General features: G+C 72.1%; 22 protein-coding genes. 10 read left to right on the plus strand and 12 right to left on the minus strand.

The genetic code is table 11. From position 1 onward, the window contains the following. Positions 1–255: 255 nt before the first annotated feature. Positions 256–1,179, minus strand: coding sequence for a LysR family transcriptional regulator (locus LG395_RS14540; protein ID WP_308071264.1), 924 nt, complete (start codon positions 1,177–1,179; stop codon positions 256–258). Between the two features lie 225 nt (positions 1,180–1,404). Here LG395_RS14540 and LG395_RS14545 point away from each other — a divergent pair, with 225 nt between their 5' ends. Continuing rightward, the gene (locus LG395_RS14545; RefSeq protein ID WP_225809876.1) at positions 1,405–2,118 is read left to right on the plus strand and encodes an SDR family NAD(P)-dependent oxidoreductase; all 714 of its coding nucleotides are present in this window, start codon (positions 1,405–1,407) and stop codon (positions 2,116–2,118) included. 153 nt (positions 2,119–2,271) lie between these two features. Then, positions 2,272–2,919, plus strand: coding sequence for a TetR/AcrR family transcriptional regulator (locus LG395_RS14550; protein ID WP_171150146.1), 648 nt, complete (start codon positions 2,272–2,274; stop codon positions 2,917–2,919). A 140-nt stretch (positions 2,920–3,059) separates the two neighbouring features. Here the strand turns inward: LG395_RS14550 and LG395_RS14555 are convergent, their stop codons facing one another. Beyond that, complete coding sequence (locus tag LG395_RS14555; RefSeq protein ID WP_225809879.1) at positions 3,060–3,632, minus strand: ester cyclase; 573 nt, start codon at positions 3,630–3,632, stop codon at positions 3,060–3,062. 261 nt (positions 3,633–3,893) lie between these two features. Then, entirely contained in the window at positions 3,894–4,799 is a 906-nt protein-coding gene (locus LG395_RS14560; RefSeq protein ID WP_225809881.1) for an NmrA family NAD(P)-binding protein, read from the minus strand. A 283-nt stretch (positions 4,800–5,082) separates the two neighbouring features. On the opposite strand from LG395_RS14560, the gene LG395_RS14565 reads away from it, so the two are divergent. Further along, positions 5,083–8,091 carry a GH92 family glycosyl hydrolase gene (locus LG395_RS14565; RefSeq protein WP_308071258.1) on the plus strand — a complete coding sequence of 1,003 codons (3,009 nt, stop codon included), beginning with the start codon at positions 5,083–5,085 and terminating at the stop codon, positions 8,089–8,091. Positions 8,092–8,197: 106 nt separating this feature from the next. Here the strand turns inward: LG395_RS14565 and LG395_RS14570 are convergent, their stop codons facing one another. Further along, the gene (locus LG395_RS14570) at positions 8,198–8,617 is read right to left on the minus strand and encodes an ester cyclase (RefSeq protein WP_171150150.1); all 420 of its coding nucleotides are present in this window, start codon (positions 8,615–8,617) and stop codon (positions 8,198–8,200) included. 477 nt (positions 8,618–9,094) lie between these two features. On the opposite strand from LG395_RS14570, the gene LG395_RS14575 reads away from it, so the two are divergent. Next, positions 9,095–10,318, plus strand: a complete 1,224-nt coding sequence (locus LG395_RS14575) for an aminotransferase class V-fold PLP-dependent enzyme (protein WP_225809883.1) — start codon at positions 9,095–9,097, stop codon at positions 10,316–10,318. 57 nt (positions 10,319–10,375) lie between these two features. Here LG395_RS14575 and LG395_RS14580 read toward each other — a convergent pair whose 3' ends face one another. Continuing rightward, a complete protein-coding gene (locus LG395_RS14580) occupies positions 10,376–11,140 on the minus strand; it encodes an SDR family NAD(P)-dependent oxidoreductase (protein WP_225809885.1) in 765 nt (254 codons plus the stop codon). A 221-nt stretch (positions 11,141–11,361) separates the two neighbouring features. On the opposite strand from LG395_RS14580, the gene LG395_RS14585 reads away from it, so the two are divergent. The 3 genes from LG395_RS14585 to LG395_RS14595 all read left to right on the plus strand — a co-directional run bounded on the left by LG395_RS14585 (position 11,362) and on the right by LG395_RS14595 (position 15,159). Then, complete coding sequence (locus tag LG395_RS14585; RefSeq protein WP_225809887.1) at positions 11,362–11,949, plus strand: TetR/AcrR family transcriptional regulator; 588 nt, start codon at positions 11,362–11,364, stop codon at positions 11,947–11,949. Between the two features lie 206 nt (positions 11,950–12,155). Further along, complete coding sequence (locus tag LG395_RS14590) at positions 12,156–12,611, plus strand: MarR family winged helix-turn-helix transcriptional regulator (protein ID WP_225809889.1); 456 nt, start codon at positions 12,156–12,158, stop codon at positions 12,609–12,611. A gap of 484 nt (positions 12,612–13,095) precedes the next feature. Then, on the plus strand, positions 13,096–15,159 hold the full coding sequence (locus LG395_RS14595) for a serine/threonine-protein kinase (RefSeq protein ID WP_225809891.1): 2,064 nt from the start codon (positions 13,096–13,098) through the stop codon (positions 15,157–15,159). A 111-nt stretch (positions 15,160–15,270) separates the two neighbouring features. Here the strand turns inward: LG395_RS14595 and LG395_RS14600 are convergent, their stop codons facing one another. The 3 genes from LG395_RS14600 to LG395_RS14610 all read right to left on the minus strand — a co-directional run bounded on the left by LG395_RS14600 (position 15,271) and on the right by LG395_RS14610 (position 16,505). Further along, on the minus strand, positions 15,271–15,501 hold the full coding sequence (locus LG395_RS14600) for a hypothetical protein (RefSeq protein WP_225809893.1): 231 nt from the start codon (positions 15,499–15,501) through the stop codon (positions 15,271–15,273). Between the two features lie 63 nt (positions 15,502–15,564). Next, complete coding sequence (locus tag LG395_RS14605; RefSeq protein ID WP_225809895.1) at positions 15,565–16,296, minus strand: DUF1990 family protein; 732 nt, start codon at positions 16,294–16,296, stop codon at positions 15,565–15,567. Further along, entirely contained in the window at positions 16,293–16,505 is a 213-nt protein-coding gene (locus tag LG395_RS14610) for a hypothetical protein (RefSeq protein ID WP_171150157.1), read from the minus strand. The genes LG395_RS14605 and LG395_RS14610 overlap by 4 nt, the downstream gene beginning before the upstream one ends. A 107-nt stretch (positions 16,506–16,612) precedes the next feature. Here LG395_RS14610 and LG395_RS14615 point away from each other — a divergent pair, with 107 nt between their 5' ends. Together LG395_RS14615 and LG395_RS14620 are read left to right on the plus strand one after the other, a co-directional pair. Further along, on the plus strand, positions 16,613–17,449 hold the full coding sequence (locus LG395_RS14615; RefSeq protein ID WP_225809897.1) for a DUF1990 domain-containing protein: 837 nt from the start codon (positions 16,613–16,615) through the stop codon (positions 17,447–17,449). Beyond that, positions 17,446–18,339: a short-chain dehydrogenase/reductase gene (locus tag LG395_RS14620; protein WP_225809899.1), complete on the plus strand. Its 894-nt coding sequence runs from the start codon at positions 17,446–17,448 to the stop codon at positions 18,337–18,339. The genes LG395_RS14615 and LG395_RS14620 overlap by 4 nt, the downstream gene beginning before the upstream one ends. Positions 18,340–18,401: 62 nt before the next feature. Here LG395_RS14620 and LG395_RS14625 read toward each other — a convergent pair whose 3' ends face one another. Then, positions 18,402–20,174: an MOSC and FAD-binding oxidoreductase domain-containing protein gene (locus LG395_RS14625; protein WP_225809902.1), complete on the minus strand. Its 1,773-nt coding sequence runs from the start codon at positions 20,172–20,174 to the stop codon at positions 18,402–18,404. Positions 20,175–20,662: 488 nt separating this feature from the next. Between LG395_RS14625 and LG395_RS14635 the strand changes: the two genes are divergently transcribed. After that, positions 20,663–21,358 carry a glycerophosphodiester phosphodiesterase gene (locus LG395_RS14635; protein ID WP_171150159.1) on the plus strand — a complete coding sequence of 232 codons (696 nt, stop codon included), beginning with the start codon at positions 20,663–20,665 and terminating at the stop codon, positions 21,356–21,358. 308 nt (positions 21,359–21,666) lie between these two features. Here LG395_RS14635 and LG395_RS14640 read toward each other — a convergent pair whose 3' ends face one another. The 3 genes from LG395_RS14640 to LG395_RS14650 form a co-directional block, all read right to left on the minus strand. Further along, positions 21,667–22,038: an STAS domain-containing protein gene (locus tag LG395_RS14640; RefSeq protein ID WP_171150160.1), complete on the minus strand. Its 372-nt coding sequence runs from the start codon at positions 22,036–22,038 to the stop codon at positions 21,667–21,669. Between the two features lie 161 nt (positions 22,039–22,199). Continuing rightward, entirely contained in the window at positions 22,200–23,153 is a 954-nt protein-coding gene (locus tag LG395_RS14645) for an anti-sigma factor RsbA family regulatory protein (protein WP_225809904.1), read from the minus strand. Then, a complete protein-coding gene (locus LG395_RS14650; protein ID WP_171150162.1) occupies positions 23,150–23,932 on the minus strand; it encodes an MEDS domain-containing protein in 783 nt (260 codons plus the stop codon). Before LG395_RS14650 ends, LG395_RS14645 begins: the two co-directional genes overlap by 4 nt. Positions 23,933–24,181 lie beyond the last annotated feature (249 nt).

Below are 24,181 nucleotides of genomic sequence, written 5' to 3' on the forward strand. Positions count from 1 at the left end.
GACTTCTCCATTTCGAGGGACTGCGTCGACCTCTTGAGTCGACCGGCCACCTAATATAGACGACCGGTCTACTTCAGTCAAACGCCAGCAGGTCGCGCAGACAGACAGTGCGCCGCTCACCCCAAGGCGCCGCTCACCCCAAGGCGCCGCTCACCTCGCGCCGACAGCTCCGGGACGCCGGCCGTCGGGCCCGGGCCGCGGGCGAGGTGGTGGCCCCGGGTGCGGCGGTACCGGGCCCGGCTACGGCGGAACCGGTCAGCGGCGGTACGGGTCGTCGTCGGGGAGCCATGCGTCCGGGTCGTCCAGGCCGCAGTCGCCGACTCCCTGCGTGAGGGCGTCCACGGTGTCGAGCACGGCCGCGCGCTTCTCGTCGCGGCGCCACACCAGGGACCACGTCCAGTAGATCTTCGGCCCGGACACGGGGCGCGCGACCAGGTCGGGGGGCAGCGATGCCCCTTGCGCCTTGGGGCAGTTGAGGACCGGGCGGCGCGCACGGCGCACGTGGTCGAAGAAGCCCGGACCGGTGATCCCCCCGTCGGAGACGCGCACCGTACGGGCGCCGGTGTCGCGGGCCAGCCCCTCGGCGTAGACGTTCCAGGACGACCATGTCGTGACGTCGGTGTCCGTGAGGACGAGGAGGTCCCGGGCGCGGACGTCGTCCGGCTGACGGCCTGCGGAGACCGCGTACAGGCGGTCCGCGCCGACGAGCCGGGCGTCGAGGCCGCGTTCGTCCAGGTCCTGCCGGCGGACCCAGCACACCGCGAGGTCGAGACTGCCGTCCGCGACCCGGGCCGCCTGGGTGTGCGAGGGCGCGATCCACGCGTCGACGTGCACCCGGGCCACGGCCGAGGTCCGGGCCGTCAGGTCGGGTGGCAGCCAGTTGACGTAGCCGATCCGGACGGACTCCGAGCCGGCGATCCTGGCGGCGCGGCTCCGCAGGTCCTCCGCGCGCTCGAGCAGGTCGCGCGCCTGCGGCAGGAGTGCCGCACCGGCGGCCGTGAGGGCGACCGAGCGGCGGTCGCGGTCGAAGAGCCGCACGCCGAGGTCGCGTTCCAACGCCTTGATCTGCTGGGACAGCGACGGACCGGCTATGAGCAGCCGGTCCGCGGCACGCCCGAAGTTGAGGTCCTCGGCCACCGCTACGAAGTACCGCAACTGACGCAACTCCATGAGGCCCATGCTACGGAGCGACGATCGACGGGACAGCACGGGGGCACCTCCGTGACGTGTTGGCTCGCAGGTGGTAGGCACAGGCTCCCACCGCAGGCCAGATGGGGTAAAAGGGCGCTCCCGCGCGAAATGAGACGGAATTAGCCGACTGGTCGTCTGGTTGTCCGACGTGACCGCCCGACGAGGACCGGTCGGCACCACCACCGTCACACTCCGAGAACGAGGAAGGCCCTCATGAGCAACTCCGGCAAGAAGGTCGCCGTCATCACCGGTGCGTCCCAGGGCATCGGCGCGGGGCTGGTCGAGGCGTACCGCAAGCTCGGTTACGCCGTCGTCGCCACCTCGCGGACGATCGCCGCATCGGACGACCCGGACGTCGTCACCCTTCAGGGCGACATCGCCGAGCCCGCCACGGCCGAGCGCGTCGCCGCCGCCGCGATCGAGCGGTTCGGCCGCATCGACACCCTGGTCAACAACGCCGGCATCTTCGTCGCCAAGCCGTTCACCGAGTACACCCAGGAGGACTACGACGCGGTCACGGGCGTCAACCTGACCGGGTTCTTCCGGATCACCCAGCTCGCCGTCGAGCAGATGCTCCGTCAGGGCGGCGGTCACGTCGTCCAGATCACCACGAGCCTGGTCGACCACGCCCTCTCCGCGGTGCCCTCGGCACTGGCCTCCCTGACCAAGGGCGGCCTCCAGTCCGCCACGAAGGCTCTGGCCATCGAGTACGCGACCCGGGGAATTCGCAGCAACGCCGTCTCCCTGGGTGTCATCAAGACCCCGATGCACTCCGAGGAGTACTTCGAGACGCTCGCCGCCCTGCACCCGGTCGGACGGATGGGTGAGATCAGCGACACCGTCGACGCGGTCCTCTACCTGGAGAACGCGCCGTTCGTCACCGGCGAGGTCCTGCACGTCGACGGCGGCCAGAGCGCCGGCCACTGACGCCTGGCCCGGCGGTCACCCGTCGCCGGATCCCTCAGGCACCTCGGCAGGCCGCCGACCACAAGCGTGATCGGCGGCCTGCTTCGCGCGTTTCAGGGTGTTATGCCACCTAATCAATAGAGCCCGGCGGATCGGCGTCGATACGATGACCGCATGCCCGCCAAACGCCCGTATGTCTCTCCCCTGCGCCAGCAGGCAGCCGCCCGCACGCGCGCGGAGATCCTGCGGTGCGCCACCGACCTGTTCGCCGCGCGCGGTTACGGCAGGGTCACCGTGGCGGACATCGCGGCGGCGAGCGGAGTCTCGGCCAAGACGGTCTTCGCCAGCGTGGGCAGCAAGGGCGACATCCTGGACGAGATCGTGGACCAGGGCGTGGTCGCGTCGGACTACGAGAAGACCATGCGGCGCGTGCTCGCTCTGCGCACGCCGGAAGCCGTCCTGGAGGCGCTGGCGCGGGGCACGCGGATCGGCAACGAAGGACAGTTCCAGATCCACGAAGCGATCCGGGCGGCTCTGCCCGTCCACGAGAACGGCGAGGCTCTGTGGGAACGGGCGACCTCGGCCTACCGTGAGGCCCTTCGGACAGCCGCTCGCCACTTGCACACTCTGCCCCCGGCACCCGACCGTCCCGAGGAGGAGACGGCGGATCTCCTCTGGTTCTGGTTCGGCCCGACCGGCTGGCGCACCCTGGTGTTGGAGAACGGCTGGTCCTGGGAGCGGGCGGAGGCCTTTCTGCTGCACACGGCCGTCGCGACCCTGCTGCGTCGCACATCCGCCCCGGAAGACCGGCCGTCCGAGTAGCGGGCCGGATCGGCCACGGCCGTCACCGTCGAGGTGCCGATCCCCTGTGTCCCGGTCCCCGGTCGGCCCGGGGCCGACTGACGGCACACGTGCCTGCCCCCGCCGGCCGGTGCGGTGCACCGGGCGCGGGGGCACGTCGTTCACACCGTGGTGTCGCGCGGCAGTGCCGCGGCGGCCTCGGCCGCTCGTGTCGTGACCTCGGCGGCGGCTTTGGCGGCCCGGCCGGTGACCCGCCAGGACAGCATGCGCAGCCCGGCGGCCGGGCCGGGGGGAAAGACGCCCAGCTGACCGAGCATGGTGATGTCGTCCCGCACGGCTTCGTGCCGGACGACCTTGCCGTCTCGCAGGTCCAGCACGTGGATCTGCTCGAAGTCGATCTCGCGGCCGGTGGGAGGCACGACCTGGTCGACTCCCTGGGCGTTGAAGAGGACGAAGGCACCGGTGTGCCGGCCCCGCATGCGCAGCCGTACCCATGCCTGGGAGTCGTTGGTGACGATGTCGGTCACGGGCAGCCGGAGGTCGTCGAACGCGTACCGCATCCACGCGCTGGAGGCGAGCACGCCCGCCGGCCCCGGGATGCGGCAGGCCGGAGGAGACACCGCCGCCTCGCGGTTGTGGAACTCGTCGTGGACGACTTCGGCGGCCAGCGCCGGGTCACCGGTCTCCAGGACCTTGAAGAGCGCGTGACCGAGGTCGGAGGCGTGCATCGCCATGGGGTCTTGCCTTCCCTCTGCGGTGGGCTGCGGACGGACGCCCGCGAGAGCGTCCCGCTCAATCAGGGTTACACATTACCTATTGAATAGTGAGTGTATGAACCTTCATGTGGGGCGAGGCCGCGCCCCCTCGGCGGCAGACTCTCGGACAGACGGTCAGCGGCCGGGAAACCGCTGCGTGATCTCGGGGGGGACCCAGCCCTTGCCGTCCGGGTCACTGAAGGTGGCGTAGAGGACCCGTAGCCGGCAGGGCTCGGCAGGTCAGCCCAGGTAGAAGTCCCTGCGTGCCGCCACGAACTCCTCGATCGTCCGGGCCGGGATGCCGGTCAGACGCTCGACGTCGTCCGACGCCCGGTCGTAGCGGTTCTCCTGGTGCAGGCGGCACATGGTGAGGATGTGCTGCTCGACGTGTGACGGCAGGCCGATCGTGGAGAGCGTCTCCTCGCGCCACTGCTCCAGCGGCACGTCCACGTACGAGACCGGCCGGCCCAGCGCCCTCGCGAAGACCTCGGCCATCTCCGTCATGTCGAGCGTGCGCGGGCCGGTCAGTTCGTAGACGTGCCCCACGTGCGGGGCGGGCTCGCGCAGCACGGTGGCGATCACCCGGGCGACGTCGTCCGCGGCGACCGGCGAGGTACGCCCCGAGCCGAAGGGCAGTTCGAGCGTGCCCCGCGCGGGAATCGTCCGTGCCGGGAGCGTGGTGAACAGGGGGTTGTCCAGGAACGAGGTCGGACGGATGTGCACCACCGGCAGCCCCGACCAGTCGAACACCTGCTCCGCCAGCCAGTGCAGCCGCTGCTGGTGGGACTCGGCCGTACTCGTGGCGGTCATCTGCGACACGGTCATCTGCGACAGGTCGACCAGGGCCTCCAACGTGCCGTACTCCCGGGCGACGCTCGCCACGACGGTCGCCGCCAGGAGGTGGTCCGGTGAGACGGGCATGGCGAAGTACATGCTCCGGGCGCCCTCCAGGGCGGCCGCGACGGTCTCGGGGCGCGTGAGGTCACCGAGGACGACCTCGACCCCGAGGGCACGGAGCCGCGCGGCCCGGTCGTCGTCCCGGCGGACCAGTACGCGTACGGGCACGTCGTGCGCGCGCAGCCTCTCGACGACCACGCGGCCTACGCCGCCCGCTCCTGCGATGAGAGTGGGGTGATGGGCAGCCATGGGTTCTGTCTCCTTCTTCGGGACTGGGCGGGATCGCGTGCGCGTCGCGCACGGAACCGGGGACGCCGCCGTTCGGCGGAGCTCCGGTGGGCGCCGCGGGAAGGCCGGGCGAGGGGTGTGGTGACCCCTTGAATTAGGAGCATATGCTCGCATTGGGCGGAGGGCAAGCGACGCTCTCCATGCCGTCCCGGTCCCGGTGCACGAGGATCACACGGGATGTCCTCGCGTCGTTCACACCCCGTCCGGCGTGCTGCTGTGGGATCCCTGTGTGATCAAGACTTCCATGAAGCGTCTCGTCATAGCCGGTCTGGCGGCCGCGGTGACGGGCACCGCGACCGTCACCGCCCCGGCGGCCACGGCCGCGCCACCTGCCAGGGTGACCGATCCCGTGGGCTACGTAGACCCGTTGATCGGCTCCTCCGGGGGCGGCAACACCTACCCCGGGGCGGTCCGGCCGCTCGGCATGATCTCCTGGAGCCCGACGAACACCGCGGGTGACCAGACGAACGCCGCCGGCGCCAACGGCTACGCGTACGACACACCGCGCGTCCGGGGCTTCGGCCTCACCCACGTCAACGGCGCGGGCTGCCACCCCGGAGCCGCGGGCGACATCCCGATCATGCCCTTCGTCGGCGCCGTCACGTCCTCCCCCAGCGCCGATGCCAAGGACGAGGTCTACGCCTCCGGCTTCAGTCACGCCCACGAGAAGGCCGCACCGGGCCGGTACACCGTGACGCTCGACTCGGGCGCCACGGCGGACCTCTCGGTCACCACCCGCGCGGGCGTCGGCGAGTTCACCTTCCCCAAGGGCTCCGACGCCAACCTGCTGTTCCGTGTCTCCAACTCGCTCAACGGCAGCGAGGACGCGGAGATCCACATCGACCCCGCCCACCACAGGGTGACGGGCTCCGTGCTGACCGGCGCGTTCTGCGGGCGCCGCGCCAACGGCGGAACCAACAACCGCAAGAGCTACTACCGGCTGCACTTCGTGGCCACCTTCGACCGCGCCTTCACGAGCAACGGCACGTGGGTCGACGGCGACCTGCGTCCCGGAAGCACCTTCGCCGAGGGCGGCGAGGGCTACGCCACCGGAGCGGACCGCGCCGGCCGCGGATCCGGCGGCTACGTCGGCTTCGACACCTCCACCGACGCCGGCGTGCGCATGAAGGTGGGCATCTCCTACACCAGTCTCGGCGCCGCCGAGAAGAACCTCGCCCACGAGGTCGGGGAGCACGACGACGTCGACTCCGTCGCCGCGGACGCCCGCCGCGACTGGAACCGTCAGCTGCGCTCCATCGAGGTGTCCGGTGGCGCCGACGACACCCGTACCGCCTTCTACACGGCGCTGTACCACGTCTTCCTCGAACCCAACGTCACCAACGACGTCGGCGGTACCTACCCGGGCGCCGACCTGAAGACCCACCGGCTGCCGCACGGCCAGCGCGCCCAGTACGGGAACTTCTCCGGCTGGGACGAGTACCGTGCGCGCACCCAGCTGCTCGCACTGCTCAAGCCGCGGGTCGCCGGCGACTTCGCCCAGTCCCTGTACAACCTGGCCCGGCAGAACGGCGGTGTCTGGGACCGCTGGGTGCACGTGAACGGTCCCACCCACGTGATGACCGGCGACCCCTCGGCCCCCGTCCTGGCGGGCTTCTACTCCCTCGGCGTCCGCAACTTCGACGTCCGCGGCGCCTTCGACTCGCTCGTGCGCCAGGCGACCGTCCCCCACCCCGACGGCCTGTCGGACAAGGGCTGCCCGGGACAGTGCGAGGGCCAGCGCCCGAACCTGGCCGAGTACCTGCGCCTGGGGTACGCGCCCCAGGACGTCTGCCACTGCTGGGGCGGCGCGGCGGAGACCCTGGAGGACTCCGCCGCCGACTTCGCCCTCGCGGACTGGGCCGAGCGGCTGGGCCGCACCGCCGAACACCAGTCGCTGATCACGCGGGCGAGCTGGTGGCGCAACACCTTCAACCCGTCGGCCGGCGCCGACGGCGGCTACCAGCAGGCGCGCAAGGCCGACGGCACCTGGCAGTGGCCGTTCTCGCCGACCTCGGACACCGGGTTCGCCCAGGGGTCGAGCGCCACGTACACGTGGATGGTGCAGCACGACGTCTCCGGCCTGGCCGCGGCCATGGGCGGCAGGCAGCGGGCGGCCGAGCGGCTCGACGCGTTCTTCCACCGTGCCGACGGTTCCTGGGCGACCGGTGGCGACGCGTCGCGCTACGACCCGACGAACGAGCCCGGCATCCACACCCCGTGGCTCTACAACGCCCTGGGCCGGCCGTGGAAGACGCAGGAGACCGTCCGCGCGATGGCCTCGCGTGTCTATGGAACCGGCCCCAAGGGTCTTCCGGGCAACGACGACCTCGGCACGATGTCGGCCTGGTACGTGTTCGCCTCGCTGGGCATGTACCCGCAGACCCCGAGCCGCGCCGAGATGCTGCTGTCGAGCCCGGTGTTCCCGAAGGCCCGCATCAGGCGGGACGGCGGTGCCACCCTCACCGTCACCGCGCCGCGGGCCTCCGCCGAGAACGTCTACGTGCGAGGCGTCCGGGTCGACGGCCGTCCGCAGACCCGTTCCTGGCTGGCGGAGTCGGTGCTCGACCACGGCGGTGACGTCGTGGTGGACGTGGGTGCCACGCCCGACAGCTCCTGGGGGACGCGCCCGGACGACCTCCCGGTGGACCATGTTCCGGCCGCCGCGACCCCGGTGCCCAACCTGCCCGCGCGGTGCACTGTTTCGGGATCTTCCTGCGCGCAGGACCTGACCGGCCAGTACGACACCGACGGCGTGTCCACCGCGGGCGCCAGGCAACAGGGCGACCTCGACGGCAAGGGGTGGAGCTTCCCGGCGGACCAGTTGCCGGCGCCCGGACTCGCCTCGGTCGGCGGGCACGCCTACCGCATCCCCGAGACCTCGGGCACGGCCGGGAACTTCCTCGCTCTGCGCGGCCAACGGACCTATCTGACGCCCGGCCGCTACTCCGCGCTCGACCTGCTGGTCACCGCCGTGAACGGGGACCAGCACGCCGACGTCACCATCCGGTACACCGACGGCACCACGTCCACGGTGCCGCTCGCCGTCACGGACTGGGCGGGCACGACACCCCACTTCGGTGAGGACACGGCGCTGACGACGACCACCCGCTACCGCGTCGACGGGACAGCGGACGGGCGGGCCGTGCGGATCTGGCACGTGGCCCTGCCCGTCGATCCGCGGCGGACGGCCGAGTCGGTGACCTCGACGGCGGTGGGCGACGTGAAGGTCTTCGCCCTGAGCGGCCGGGCCTGATACCCGGGCCCCGGGTCACGGGAGGACGTCGTGCCGACGGCCTCCCGTGGCCACCCGCGGCGACCGGTCCGGACGGCTTCCCGGAGCGGCCCGGGCGTCCTCGGCGTCACTCGTCCCCGGTGAGACCCAGTTGTCGCAGCATGCCGAGCTCGTCACTGCTGCCCCAGCGTTCGACGAGCCTGCCGTCACTGTCGAAGCGGCTGATCTGCATGCCCCGGTAGCTCACCTTCCTGCCGGTCGGCGGGTGTCCCATCAGGGGTCCGAGGTGTGTGCCGCTGATGGTGTAGGCGAAGGCCAGTTCGTCGTCGGTGGCCACGAGGTGTTCCACCGCCACGTTCAGGTCCGGGAAGGCGGCGCGGAGTTCGCCGAACATCGCCTTGTACCCGGCGGGCCCGGGCCCCTGGCCGGGGGCGGGGTCGTGATCGACCGAACCGGGCGCCACGACCCTGTCCAGGGCGTCGAGGTCTCCGGAGATGACGGCCTCCGCGAAGGCGGTCTGGGCGGCGATGTTCGTCTGTCTCGACATAGCGCTCCTCCTGGGCCGAGTAGGCCACCGATCGGCAGCGGCCGGGCGCCCGCGGGCGCGGGGCGGCGGGGAATCCACCGGTCGGCGTGCCCGCCGCGCGACCGCCGCGCGTCCCCCCGCGACGGCCCGGCGCCTCAACGGCCGACCGGGGCCGCAGCGCACACCTGGACCCGGCACACGTGTGCCCCGGCGCAACGGCCCTCGCCACTGCGCCACTGCGTCTCCAGTCTCCCCCTGTGGCCACCCGAGGGCACTCCGGCAGGCCATGAGCAGCCGTACGCGGCCGCGGCATGTGTCCGAGCGGCGCGGCACGGCCGCTGCGCGCGCCACGGCCGGGGCACCCGCCGTCCCGCTGGTACGACGACCGCTCGGTTGCTGCGGAGGGCGGGTCGCGGGGCGGAACGAGGGAGAATCGCGACGCGCATCGGCACCCCGGGGAGGGCCTCGTGCCGCGCACCGCGTACGGTGCGGGGGCGGGTGGCGACACGCGTGGTGGCGGACGGCAAGGAGGCGGTCCCCCGCACGCCTTCGGTCCTCACCCGCCGCGCCACCCCCACCGCACCGCACCGGCCCGGAAGGACGAGCCCCGTGCTCACGTCGTACGCCGCCCACTTCGACACGCCCGCCGGATACCTGGACTTCGCGCGTTTCGGACCGCCGTCGCGGGATGCCGTGACCGCCGGCGCGCGCGCCGTCGCGGAGTCCGCCACCGCCGACCACACCACCGTGGACGCCCTGATGCGTGCGGAAGACGCCGTCCGGGACACGGCCGCCCGCCTGGCGGGCACCGACGTCCGGCACACCGTGCTGCTCCCGAACACGTCCACCGGCCTGTTCCACGCGGCCCTCGGCATCCGGGAAGGAGTGGTCCTCGCGCCGCGGACCGACTTCCCCGCCAACCACTATCCCTGGCACCGCGCCGCGCAGCTGGGCCGGGCCGCACCGCGCTGGCTCGACCCCGCGCCCGGCGCCGGTGTCACCCCCGATCAGGTCCGCGCCGCGCTGACCGACGACGTGGTCGCCCTGTCCGTGAGCGCCGTGGACTTCCGTACCGGCTTCCGCGCCGACCTCGCGGCGCTGCGCGAGGCGATCGGGCCGGACCGGTTGCTGATCGTGGACGGCATCCAGGCGTTCGGCGTGGCCGCGCTGCCCTGGGACACGGCCGACGTGCTGGTGACGGGCGGCCAGAAGTGGCTGCGCGCGGGATGGGGCACCGGCTTCGCCACGCTGTCCGACCGGGCGCTGGAACGCCTCGACCCCGTCCTCACCGGCTGGACGGGGGTCGAGGACGCCGGCCTGTTCGACGGAACGGCACACCCGCCGGCGCCGGACGCGCGCCGGTGGTCGATCACCCATCTCAGCCCGGTGACGGCCGCCGCGTTCGCGTCCGCGCTCGCCATCGTGGAGCGGCACACCGTAGCGGCGATCGAGGCCGCGATCGCCGCGCGGATCGCCGAACTCTCCGACACCGTGCAGCGGTGCGGGGGCCGCGTGCTGTCCCCCGCCGACCCGGCGCGGCGAGCGGGCATCCTCTCCTTCACCGTGCCCGGGCACGAACCGTCCCTCGTGGCGAAGGCCCTGCACGCCGAGGGTGTCACTCCGACGGTGCGTGCCGACTCACTCCGTTTCTCCCCGCACGCCTCGACACCGCCGGAGGTTGCCGAGCGGGTCGCCGCCGCGCTGTCGTCGCTGCGGAGCTGAGCGGGCCCGTGGGACAGGGTCGGCGGCGAGGTGAGCGGCGCGCCTGCGGGCCGGCGGCTACCAGGTCTGTTCGGCGGCGCGGACGAGGATCTCGTTGACGGCGACCCGGCGGTCCCGGGTGACGATGTAGGACACGGCGTCGGCGATGTCCTCGGGCCGCAGCGGCTCCATGCCGGCGATCTGCTGCTCGACGGCCTGCCGTACGCCGTCGCGCAGGTGCGTGCTCAGTTCGGTGTCCACGGTGCCGGGCTCGACCACGCTCACCCGCACGCGCTTCTGGCTGAGCTCCTGCCGCAGCGCCTCGGTGAAGCCGTTGACCCCGAACTTGGTCAGGTTGTAGACGGCCGTCCCGGGGCGGGCGACCCGTCCCGCGGTGGAGCTGATGTTGACCAGGTCCGCCACTCCCCGCGGCGAGTCCTGCGCCGCGCGCACGAGATGCGGCAGCGCGGCGTGGGTGACGTACAGCAGACCCCGCACGTTCACCTCCAGCATGTGCTCCCACTCCTCCAGCGGGGAGTCCACGGCCTGCCCGACCCCCATGAAACCGGCGTTGTTGACGACCGTGTCCAGGCGGCCGAGCTCTGCCACCACGCTCTCCAGCGCGCTCGCGGCCTGCTGCCTGTCGGTGATGTCGGCCTCCACCACCAAGGCCGTGCCACCGTCGGCCCGTAGTGCGTCCGCGAGCGCCTCCAGCCGTGCCCGCCGCCGTCCCAGCACGGCGACGGCAGCGCCTTCCGCGGCGAGCCCCCGCGCGGTCGCCTCGCCGATGCCGCTGCTCGCGCCGGTCACCAGGGCCACCGTGTTCTTCAGTCGCGCGGTCATGTGTCTTCCTCCTGTAGGGGTGGTCGGGCGGGTCGCCCTCGGATGCCGGTGTCGCGGGACGGGCAGCGATCCCCGCGTCCGCCGTGGCCCGCCGCGGTCCGGTGTGGCCTCTCGCCCCTCGCCTCTCGTGCACGGGCACGGTAGCCTCGTAACCGGAACCAGTTCCGGATGCAGATTAAGCGGAACCGGTTCCGGTTGCAAGGTCGAGGGAAGGATGCAGGTTGACCGGCAAGGGAACGGACGGCACCGGACGGCACGGCAGGCCGCTGCGCGCCGACGCGCGACGGAACGAGGACCGGTTGCTCAGCGCCGCGGCAGAGGCGTTCGCCCGGGAAGGCACGGGCGCCTCGGTCAAGGACATCGCCCGCGCGGCCGGCGTCGGTGTCGGCACGCTGTACCGCCGGTTCCCGTCCAAGGAACTGCTGATCGAGGCGACGTACCGGCACGAAGTACAGGTGCTGTGCGCCGCGGCGCCCGAACTCACCGCTTCGCTGCCCCCGGCGCAGGCACTGCGGGCCTGGATGGAACGCTTCATCGAGTTCATGGCGGCCAAGCACGGGATGGCCGATGTCCTGCGAGTGGTGCTGACCGACGAGGGCGAGCGGCTGACCACGCGCGCCCACCTCACCGAGGCGGTCCGCCACCTCCTCGCCGCCGGGGCGAGTCAGAACGTCACCCGGTCACAGGTCGAGGCGCAGGACGTCCTCATGGCCCTCGGCGGCATCAGCGTCATGGCCGACACCGAACGACAGCCCGGCCTGGTCCCGGCGCTGATCGATCTGCTCCTGCACGGCATCCTGACGTGCTGAAGGGCGGCCGCCCGTAGTGCGCACCACGTGGGGCGGCCGCCCCGTCCCGCCACAAGGGGGTGGGTGGCGGGAGTCTGTCAGCAGATACACGGAGCCGCCTGGGTGATCGGTTCACGGTCTGCCCTTATTTCTCGCCTGTACGGCGCGTCACAGGGCGGGGCCACCGACTGCGCGGACGGTGATCGCGGGCCATCTACACTGTGGCCATGGCAGAAGCGACACCCCTGGAGCCCTTGAACGCGGTCGAGGAGGCCTTCCTGCGGGCTCTGGGCAGAGTGATCACGTTACTGCCCCGGGTCGTCGACGCGGACATGCTGGAAGAGCAGCCGATCTCGGGTACCGAGTACATGGTCCTCGTGCATCTCTCCGAGGTGCCGGACAACCAGATGCGCATGAGCGAGCTCGCCGGCATGTGCGGGCTGTCGCTGAGCGGCATGACGCGAGTGGTCAACCGGCTCGAGTCGCAGTCGCTGGTCATCCGTGAGAAGTCGCCGGACGACGGGCGGTCCTGGCTCGCCGTCCTCACCAGCGCGGGATGGACACAGCTGAAGCAGGCATGGCCCACCAACCTCGCGAGCGTACGCCGCCATGTGTTCTCGCGCCTGGACGGCTGCGACATCGCCGCCGCCGCGAAGGTCCTGGAGCGCGTAGCGCCCGCGTGACGTCACGCCGTCCGAGCGGGCCGCCCCGGCCCGCGACGGCGACCCCCGCCCGCGCTCGGCGACCCCCGCCCGCGCTCGGCGACCCCCGCCCGCGCTCGGCGACTCCCGCCCGCGCTCGGCGACTCCCGCCCGCGCTCGGTGGAGACCGCCGAGACCTGCACGGAGACCGCCGCGATCCCGTCGGAGGCCGCGAGGCAGGACGTCGGCTCGGCCGCGACGCCGCCGAACTCACCGCCCCTAACGGTCACTTGACCGCCCACCGCCTGGTGCGTGAGTCCGCCTGCCCGAGGGTTCCGGTCGGCTACAGGGTTCACACGGCGGCCTCCACGGTCCGGCGCACACCGCGCCGGGTGCCCCCGGGGGCCAAGGAGTCGCCGCGTCCACGGCCAGTCCCGGCCGGAGCCCGTTTCACGTAACTATGCGATCATGATATACACCTCCTTCACATCTTCTTCACTGTCAGTTTCCCAGGCTAGGACCCGTCATGAGCTCTGCTGGTACCGGCGGGCGGGTGCAGCCCGCCCGCCCAGGTGACCCTTCCCGTGTCGGCCCTTACCGGATCATCGGCCGTCTCGGCTCCGGCGGCATGGGGACCGTCCACGCCGGTCTCACCGCCGACGGGCTCAGGGTCGCTGTCAAGGTGATCCACCCCGCACAGGCCGAAGACCGGGAGTTCCGGGCCCGGTTCCGCCGCGAGGTCCAGCTGTCCGCGCGGGTGCAGGGTCCGTGCCTCGTGCCGTTGCTCGCCGCCGACCCCGAAGCCGACGCGCCCTGGCTGGCGACGGCCTACGCCCCGGGCCCCACTCTCCACCAGTACCTGGCCGACCACGGCCCCCTGACCGGCGGCACCTTGTACGCCTTCGCGACGGGCACGGCGCAAGCGCTGGCGGCCGTCCACGAAGCCGACGTCGTCCATCGTGACGTGAAGCCGCAGAACGTCATCCTCACTCCGGCCGGACCGCGCGTGCTCGACTTCGGCATCGCCCGCGCCGCCGACGGCACGAGCGTGACCCGGACGGGCGTCATGACCGGCACCCCCGGCTGGATCAGCCCCGAGTACTACCGCACCAGCGCCGCCGGGCCGGAGGGCGACATGTTCGCCTGGGGCGCGCTCGTCGCCTACGCCGCGACCGGCCGGCTCCCGTTCGGTACCGGCGCGCCGGACGTGGTCGCGTTCCGCGTGATGTCCGAGGACCCCGACCTGGACGGTGTGCCCGGGGAACTGCGCGAAGTCGTGGAGAGCGCCCTCGCGAAGGAACCCGCCGACCGGATATCCGCCGCCTCGGCCGCCCAGGAGTGCTCGCGGTTGCTCGCCTCCCAGGCCACCCAGGTCCTCGCGGGCGGTGACGCACCGGCACCCACCCGGGTCGGTGAACTGGTCACGGCCGTGTGGGAGATACCCACCGTCGACGACCCCACCTGGCACGCCCCTTCCGCGCGCTCCCGCAGACGGACCGTCACGACCGTGCTCGTGGCCGCCGCCGTGATCGGCGCTCTCGCCGGCGGCGCCCTGGCCTTCCCGGCCGCCTTCCCGGACGACGCGGACCGAGGCGGCGCGCGGGACGCCGTCGCGGGCCCGTCGGCCGCGTCCCCGGCCCGGCACACCGGCGGCGCCACCGGGCCCGCCGCGACCCCCGGCCCCGCTGTGGCGACGCACACCGCTGACGATGCGCGCGGGATACGCGTACCGACCGATCCGCTGGCCGGCGTGGCCGACCCGGCCTTCACACGGGCCGGGGACGAGGCCCAGCCGTCGGACGACGAGTGGCGGGCGAGCACCAACGCGAGCACCCAGGAGGAGAAGGACACCGCCCAGGCGATCGGGAACGACGTGAGGGCCATGCTCGCCACCAAGGGCCTGGAGCACCTCACCGCCACGGTCACGTTCAACCGGCGTGCGCAGACCGTCATGGTGACCGGCGGGCCGGTCTCCCAACTGCCGGAGGACGACCAGGAGGTGTTCCGCAGGGCAGGAGAGACGGCATCCTGCACCACTCTCGCCCGCCGCCTCCAGAGCAGCCCGACCACCTGGCCCTACGGCCGCTACTCCGTCTTCTGGAAGGACTCCGACGGCGACACCGAGGCGGACGTCCTCGGTTTCGGCCGGGCCACCGACGGGTGCTACAACGAGGTCGCCGGACAGTGGCGGGGGGACGAGTCCGGCATGGCGACCGCGCAGATACCCAGTGCCGACAGGGACGAGATCCGGGTCGCCGACGCCACGGACAAGGCCGTCACCGCCGCGTGGAGGGCCCGGGTCGCCGAGGGCGACGGCGTGGACCCCTCCGCCGCGGACGACGACATCAGCCTCGGGTTCGACCCGGCCGAGAAGGCCGCGTACGTGTGGATCCAGGACACCTACGGAGGACTGATCGGCCGGGCCCAGAGAGACAACTTCCAGGATGTCGCCCGGAGGACCACCTGCGGGAAACTCAGGGACGAGTACAGCAGGAACCGGTCCTGGCAGTACATCCGCTGGTCCGTGGCCGTCTACAGCGGGAACATGGGAACCCCCGAGTTCATCGGCTCGGGCGACTGCCTCTCCTGACGCGGACGGACTCACGCCGGATCGGCGTGCCCGGCCGGCGCCGGCGGGGGCTCCAGCGAGCGCGGATCGCCGCCTCGGCCACCGTCACCTGCACTGGCAGGAGGCAGGGACTCAGCGGTGCCGTTCCTCGGGCCAGGGCCGAGACCTGCGCCTGCCCCACTCCTGCGCCCGTTCCCTGATACGGCGACGCAACCAGACCATCCACAGCGCGAGCGGCGTCACCACGAGAGCACTCAGCAAGGCCGGCCCCCAGCCGGCACCACCACCGCTGAACCGGATCATCACGGCCACCAGCACGTACAGCGCCAGGACAACGCATGCTCTGCGCAAGGGTTTTGACATGCGGTCCGGGTACCCCGGTCACCGTCGCGTACGACGGGGGCCCGGCCGATGGGGCGATGTGCCTCAGCCGGGGGCGACCCTGTGGATCGCCAGCGCGTCCCTGTGGTGCGTCCTCGTGTCGGAGGGTGCCCACACCAGGCGCCCGACTGCCGGGGACCGCCCGGGCAGCGGCTCACGGCCACGCAGTTCGGCCTCGACGAACAGGCGCAGCCGTGCCGCACACCTGTGGTAGAACCGCAGCTGGGTGCGGCGGCCGAACAGGCGCCACCCGAGGGAGGTGATCCGGTCCAGGGTGGGTGCGCCCTGCGAATGGCACGAGACGACGAACAGCACCTCGCCGGTCTCCTGCCGTTTCACCACCTCATAGGTGGCCCGGCCGCGTTCCAGGTGGCCCTCCAGGGTCTCGTAGGCCCAACCCCAGACGCGGTCGGTCCCGTCGCGCACCTCGTCCACGACCCCGGTGACGCGCACACCGCAGTAGAAGTGCATGCCGTGGAACCGGGCCTCCAGCAGCATGTCGCGGCCGAGCAGGGGTGCGGCGGGGTCGTAGAGCGCGCGCACGATCTCCGGGGGCGAGAACTCGTAGTCGCGGACCAGGCGGCACGCCCGTTCCCATGAGCCTCCCGGCTCCGGCGGGCCCGGTCGCTCCGCCGGCAGCGCGGTGCGGTGGACGTCGATGTTCCAGGACGGCCGGCGTACCTCGTCGACCGAGTAGTTGACGCGCGCGTCCGCGAGGTTCCGCCACACCTGTACGGCGTCGGGCCGGCCGAGGACCCGGCTGCCCAAGGGACTCATTCGGAACCTTCGAGCGAGTCGCCGATCAGCCACAGCGTCGGCGGCCACAGACCCACGAAGAGCGCGCGCCGCTCGGCGTTCCCCCGTTGCTCCTGGTCGACGGTCTTCGCACGCACCCACAACGTCACGCACAGGCCCACGGAGGCGAGCGAGACCAGGTGCAGATGACTACCCCGCACACCTGCGCGGCGCAGGAGCCGGACCACCATGGGGACCTCCCGGGTCGCTTCCCTGTGTAAGCGTTCTTCGAGAAAGTGCGCTTTTATCAGGGTATAGACCTTTTGCCGATGTCTCATACGGAGTCGAAGGGGCCGGGATGACGTCTCCACGCGGTTCTCGGACGCCGGCCGTGCTCGCGCGGTGGCTTCTGGGCACAGGGCTGGTCTCGTGGCGCTACCTGTGGGAGACGACCCCTTTGTACCGGGGCGGCGAGTGCCGCGGTGACGAGACGGACCTCCCACCGCAGCTGCCGCACGCGGCGGTCGACAGCCGGGTGCAACGAGCACAGGACGGCTACGGCCCCCTGTTCCACCGGCTCTTCCGCGTGCGCATCGCCGATACCGACGTCGGTCCGGGCAAGCTCATCGAGTGGGTCTGCCGTGACTTCAAGGGCTTCGTCCCCTCCGAGGTGGTCGACATCCACACCGGTGAGCTCCGTAGGCACGGTCTGGACGTCGGGGACGAGCTGCTGGTGGAGATGCCGGGGCCTTGGAACGGACCCGTCAAGGTCGTCCATCGTGACCTCGAGAGCCTGCACCTGGTGACCCTGCGCGGTCACATGGAGGCCGGTCAGGTGCATTTCCGCGCGCGAGAGGAGGACGGCCTGCTGGTGTTCGAGATCGAGCTCTGGGCGTGCCCCGGCAGCCGCCTGGTGCACCTTCTGTACTCGCGCCTGCGCCTGGCGAAGGAGGTCCAGCTCAACATGTGGGTCCGCTTCTGCCTGGCCGCCGCCGCGATGTCGGGAGGCCGGGCGGCCGACGGTGTGCACATCTCCACCCGCTGGCTCCCGTCACCGGAATGGACACCGGTGCGCCCGCTCCCCGGGACAGCGAAGAGCCCTTCGGGCGGCGCGCCCGCCCAGCAGGCACCGTCGGCGGACCGGTTCGGCCGGCCGGGTGCGAGCCGGAACCACGGACGAGGGGACAGCACGTGAGGGCCGGCCCGCTCCAGGGCCGGACGGTCGTGATCACCGGGGCCGCACGCGGACTGGGAGCGGCACTGGCGCGCGAACTGGCCCGGCGCGGGGCGCGCCTGGCACTTCTCGGCCATGAAGGCCCAGAACTGAACGCGTTGGCGGCCTCCCTGCCCACACCGGCACTGGCGGTCGAGGTCGACGTCACCGACAGTTCCGCCCTGGACGACGCGGCAGCCGCGGTCCGCGCACACCTCGGCCGGCCGTCGGCGGTGGTGGCGAACGCGGGAATCGCCGAAGGAGGCCCCTTCGCGACGTCGGACCCCGCCTCATGGCGCCGTGTCATCGACGTGAACGTGACGGGCAGTGCCCAGACCGCGCGGGCTTTCCTGCCCGACCTGACGGCGACGGCGGGATACTTCCTCCAGGTCGCGTCGCTCGCGTCGCTCGGGGCCACCCCGATGATGAGCGCCTACTGTGCCTCCAAAGCGGGTGTGGAGGCCTTCGCCCACGCCCTGCAGGCCGAGGTGGCACACGAGGGGATCGCGGTGGGCGTCGCCTATCCCGGCTGGGCGGACACCGACATGATCCGCGAAGCCGAGGAGTTCGCGGTCCTGCGTGAACTGCGCGTGCACATGCCCCCGGGCGTCCGGGACATCCGTCCGGCGGACGCGGTCGCCGCCCGGCTGGCGCGCGCCGTCGAGCGCCGCAGCACCGCCGTCTACGTCCCGGCGTGGTTGCGCCTCGTCCAGCCCGTGCGCTGGGCCCTGCCGCCCGTGGTGCTCCGGCTGGCCCGGCACCATCTGCCCCGCTGGGACGCCGGACGGCCGCTGCGTGCCACGGGCAGCCTGGGCACCGGTGGACGGGCCGACCGTGCCGCCACCGCACCGGACGGCGACCGGCGGGGCTGACCCCCTGCTCATAGCCGCGAACGGGACCGGACGCCTTCCGCGGCGGTGCGGCGGCGGGGCCGCTAAAGGTCCAGGACGACATCCTCGGCGGGTGTGGAGCAGCAGATGAGGATGTTTCCGTCGCCCGGCGGCTCGACGGGATCGGGTGAGTAGTCGACGCTCCCCGACATCAGGGCGAGTTCGCACGTGTGGCACACACCGGTGCGGCACGACCACTGGACCGGGACGTCGCAGGCTTCGGCGAGTTCGAGCAGGGAGCCGCGGGTGTCGTCCCACGCGACGGTCAGCCCGCTGCGTGTGAAAGAGACGGCAGGCCCGGTGCCGGCCGGCCCCGCGGGCTGGTGCGGCGCCCTGGCCGGCGGCGCGCCCTTGATGCCCGGAGTGATCGAGGGGCCGGAGGCGAAGTTCTCGGTGTGCACGCGCGATGCTTCCAGACCGGCCCTGACCAGGGCGTCGGTGACATCGTCCATGAAGGTCACCGGTCCGCAGATGTAGGCGTCGGCGTCGGTGGGCAGGCCCAGGCCGAGAAGCCGCTCGCCGGTCAGCCGTCCCGCCTGCGCGTAGTCCTCGCCCTGCCGGTCCTCGGCGTTCGGCCTGCTGTAGTAGACGACCGACCGCGCGTGGTCCAGGCTCTCCAGCAGGCCGCGGGCCTCCTGGGCGAAGGGATGCTCCGTGCCGTTGCGGGCTCCGTGCAGCCACCACACCTGTCGTCGGGAGCGGCTGCTCGCCAGCGCGTGCAGCATGGCCAGCACGGGCGTCACCCCTACCCCGGCGGACACGAGAACCACCGGACGGTCGCCGTCGGCGAGGCAGAAGGTGCCGCGGGGCGCGGCGATGTCCAGGTGGCCACCGGCGCGGGCGTGTGCGCGCAGATAGTTGCTCGCCACACCGTGGGGTTCCACCTTCACGCTGATCCGGTACGTCCCCGTGCCGGGCCGGCCGGACAGCGAGTAGCTGCGTATCAGCGGTGGTCCGCCCTCCTCGGGCCGTATTCTCACGGTCAGGAACTGTCCCGGCAGAGCGGCCGGCAGGGCGGAACCCCCGGCTGCGGCCAGGGACAGGCTGATGACGCTCTCGCTCTCGGGCCGGACGTCCGTGATCGTCAGGGGGCGGAAACCGGTCCACGCGGGGGGCGGGGCGCTGGACGCCGCCGTGAGGCCGGCGCTGCCCGACGCCGGGCCGGACCCCCGTTCCGCCTGCTCCAGGAGCGCGCGCATCGAGCCCTGCCAGCCCGGGCTGAGGGCGGGGATGCGCAGCGCCCGTTCCACCTGCTCGCGCGTGTGTCCGGGGAGGTAGAGGACCGCGTCGATCTCCTCGACGGTCATCGCTTCCGGGCCGGTGGAGACCCTGACGATCTCCTGCCCGGCCTCCACCTCCCCCTCCTCTATGACACGCAGGTAGAAACCGGGCCGGTGACGGGCCACCAGCAGCGCCGCCATCTGCGGCTCTCCCAAGCGCAGGCCGACCCGGTAACACGTCACCCTGGGCTGTGAGACCTCGAACAGGGCCCCGCCGATGCGGTACCGGTCGCCGATGCAGACCTCGTTGTCGGGGAGCCCGTCCACGGTGAAGTTCTCACCGAAGCTTCCGGGCGTCAGGTCGTCGCGTCCGAGCTCACGCGACCAGAAGCGGTAGGACTCGAGCTGGTAGACCAGCACGGCCCGCATCTCCCCGCCGTGTCCGCCGAGATCGCCCTGGCCGTCTCCGTCGATGTTCAGCCGCCGCACCATCCGCGGCCCGGACACGGTCTGTTTGTACACGCCGGTGTACACCGTCCTGCCCTGCCAGGGCACGTCTGTCGGCATCCCCACGTTGACCGCGACCAAGGTCGCCACCGCTCACCCTCCTTGTTCGGAGTCCCGCTCCCGGCACGCTTCAGCCGAGGACGCGGCCGGGGAATCCGTGGACGTAGCCGCTGATGGCGTGGAGATGCGTCTCCGGGGCGAAGTGACCGGCCGGCAGCGGACGGGGTTCGGCGTCCGGCAGGTCACGGGAGAAGGCCCGAGCGCCGTCCGGTCCGAGGGGGTGGTCCGGTGGTACGCGGGGAGCATGCCGACCTCCCTTCCCGGGGAACCCACTCCCACGGTGTCAGGGAGCGCGCGGCACGTTGCCCACGCTAGACCCGGCCTCCGGCAGTGGCCACTCAGCGCCTCGATGGGACAGCGAACGAAGAGTGGAGAACGGCCGGCGTGCGCGGAAGTCCGTCATCCGGGTGGGTGGGAACGAGCGGCCGGGTGGGGGCCGTTAGGCTGGGGCGTGCTGGCGGGCAGTCGGGCACGGTGCTCGCGCTGCCCGGGTCATCACATCGAAGGACGGCGACAGAGTGTCTTTCTTCACCATCGGCCACCGCGGTGTCATGGCCGCCGAGCCGGAGAACACCTTGCGCTCCTTTCTGCGGGCTGAGCGTGAGGGGCTGGACGGCATCGAGCTGGACTTGCATCTGAGCAGTGACGGCGAGCTGGTCGTCATGCACGACGAGACCCTGGACCGTACGACGGACGGCACGGGCCGGATCGCCGACCAGGAGTTGCGCAGGCTCAAGGAGCTCGATGCCGGTCTCGGCGAGCGGATCCCCACGTTCGCGGAGGTGCTGGACGCCGTCGGGCCGACACTGCCGATCCAGGCGGAGATCAAGGACGTGGCCGCTGCCCGGTCGCTGGCCAAGGTGCTCGCCGACCGTGACCTGCTGGACCGTGTCTCGGTGCTGTCGTTCCACGACGCTGCGCTGATCGAGGTCCACCACCTGCTGCCGCAGGCCCGCACCGTGTTGGTGGCGGGCGCCAGCGCGCACCGTGACACCTTCGTCGGCCGCGCTCAGGCGGTCGGTTCCAGCCTGGTCAGCGTGGACTTGCGCCAGCTGAACCAGGCCATCGTGGAAAAGTGCCGCGCGGCCGGCATCGACGTGATGGCTTGGACGGTCAACGACGAGCGGGACCTGGCGCTGGCCCGGGCGCTCGGTCTGGTGGGCTGTGTGACCGATCAGCCTGGTATGAAGCGGCTCGTGGAGGCCACGGCCTGACCTTCGGGCCGGAACGGGGTCGTCGGGCTGCCGGCGACACCACCGGGTGGCGGGATCACTTGGAAGGCGGATCGCGGTCTGCGGCGGCCTGCGATCCGACCTGTCCGCCTGGCGTCCTTCGTCGCCAGGCCCTGCTGCTTGCCGACGGCCAGGCCTGCCGACGGTCAGGCCGCGGTCGTAGGCGCTGCTGCCGCAGCCGTCGGTGCGGCGGACGAGCCGCACGTCGGCGGACGCGTCGATCAGGAGGCTGCCCTCACCCCGGCGGGTGACAACCCCGTCGGAAGCCGACGGGGCCGGCGCTGCCGCCGTCAGCCCGCGTCCTGGTTCCGGTCCATGCCGTCCTGCGGGGCGGGGGCCGCGAGGGCGGCGTCCGCCGTGGGGAAGAGGGGCAGCAACGTGTCCAGGCCGAGGAACTTCCACACCTGGCGGTGGTGGGCGTTGAAGGCGGCGAGGCGCAGGGTGCCGGAGCGGGCGTCGAGTATGCGCCACAGGGCCAGGAACATGCTGACACCCGACGAGTCGAGGTATTCGACGCGCGACCCGTCCAGTACCAGGGTGGTGCAGCCCTGCCGGATCAGGTCCTCGCACTGGGCACCGATGAGTGCGGCGGTGTCGTAGTCGATCTCCTCCGGCAACTGTGCGACTGTCGTGTTCTCGCCCCGCATCCGCACGGTGAGCATGGGTGACGTGCTCCCAACTTGGCCGTTCGCCTGGTACCGCCCGGTGTGGGCGCTGTCGTACGCCTACCCCCCGTTCCGCCCCGCGTGCCTGCTGTCGGCGACGACTCGGCTTCCCATGCAGAGTACAGGGACGCCTTCGGGAGCCGGACGAGATCCCCGGATCACTCCGGCAGCGCGGTGTGCAGGCGTATCGTCGTGCCCTCCTGCGGCGTGGACCTGATCTCCACGAGGTCGCAGAGCTGCTGGACCAGCCACAGGCCGCGTCCGCCCGACTGCCGGGGTTCCGGCCTCCTCCGTCCGGCCAGGGGGTCGTCGATGTAGCCGGCGTCGCGGAACTCGCACACGAGCCGGCGGTCCTCGCTCCATGTGCGCAGCACGCCCTGTCCGCCGCCGTGGCGGATGCTGTTGGTCGCCACCTCCGTGGCGGCGAGGTGCAGTTCGCGCAGGCGCCGGCCCGTCAGGCCGTGCTCTTCGGCGCAGGCGGTGATCTTGTCGCGCACGGAGGACAGCTCGCCCTTGGTGTAGGCGAACTCGTCGTACGGATCACAGGCACCGGTGAGAGGGGTGAAGCGGTACGGCGCCTGCGGGTCATACGTCTCGGACCGGACGGTCCGGCCGTTCTCGCGCATCTCGGGATGGCAACGGGCCATCTGCGCCAGCCCGTCCTCGTCGTGCGCGGTGTCGTAGGGGCACAGCAGCCACCAGGCCGGGCCCTGGGCGAACGCCTTGTTGAGGAGCCACTCGTGGTAGCGCAGTTCCTGGGCCTCGGCCTGGCCCCGGACCGCGTCCCAGGGTGATTCGCCGATCCCCCGGACGGGCCGCCCCTCCGAGACGTGCTCCTGGAGCCACTCCTGCCAGGCGGCGATCAGCCTGCCCGGATGGTGCGCCACCCGGCTGGTGTCGACGTAGCGCACGGCGTCGTCCTCGATCTCGGCACGCAGCAGGGAAGCCTTGTCCTGCGGGACGGCCACGACGACGGCCTCGCCCCCGTCGAGCGCGTCCCGGATGAAACGTGCCGTGCCCTCGACGAACTCGTCCTTCCCGGAGTACGGGTACAGCTCGTGCCGGTATCCGGTACCGGCCGCGGCGGAGGCGGGCGCGGAGGAGGTCGTCACGGCACCATCACCACCGGAATGTCGGGGACGGCGAAGCCGGACAGCTCCCAGGCGAGCCGCACGGTGTCGTTGGCGCCTTCCAGGACGACCTTGCGGTCCGGAAGGTGCCTGGCGGCATCCGCCAGGGCGCTCATCCCGGACGCGTCGAAGAACTCCAGGGCGTGGCAGAACAGGCGCACCGTGTCCGTCTGGGCCAGGAGGGCACTCAGTACGGCACTGAAGGCGTCCGCGCCGTCGCCGTCGACGATCCCGGTCACCGCCCAACCTTCCTTTCCCGCCCGGAACACCCGGAACGCGGGAGACACCGCACGACTGCCCAGCCGGTGGGGATGCACGCACCCGAGACGCTGGAGAGCGGCGAGGTCCCAGTCGGCGGCGTGGTAGGCGCAGACCACCAGGGCTCCGGTGTCGGCGGCGAACTCCTCCAGGTCGAGTTCGCTGCGCAGCAGTTCGTCGGTCCGTGCCGCGCAGCGTCCGGGACCGACGTGGTGCAGGACCCGGAGCGAGCGGAACCCCTGCCGGTCGGCGGTGGCCGCCTCGCGGCGGACCGCAGCCAGGAGGGAACCACCCAGCCGGGCGGGATCGAGCACGAGCCGCGCGAACTCGCTGTCGGCCTGGAGCATGGGACCGACGATCACCACCTTGTCGCCGTGCAGCTCACCGTCCGCGACGAAGGCCCGGCTGCGGTCGATGACGTCGTCAGCGGGGTCCAGCAGCTGACAGACGTGATCACCCGTGTCGACCTCGTCCAGGGTCGCCAGAGTGCGCGGCGCTCTCACTACCCCTCCCTCGCTTGCTGCCACCACTCTACTGACACACCACGGGCACCCGCTCCCCCCGTGACCTCGCACGTCGGACTCCGGGCGGCAGCAACCCGGGTGGGCAGGGTCCGGGCCCGCGGGCCGCGCCCACCGACAGGCGGTGTCCCGGCGCGGGGCCCTGGCGTCCCGCCTCCGGTCGCGCGGGCGACGGGCGAGCCCTCCCGTGGCACCAGGTCCACCGTGCCCGCCGCGGGGGACCCGGCGACG

Source organism: Streptomyces spinosus (genome assembly GCF_020400655.1).
GTDB classification, from domain to species: Bacteria; Actinomycetota; Actinomycetes; order Streptomycetales; family Streptomycetaceae; genus Streptomyces; species Streptomyces argyrophylli.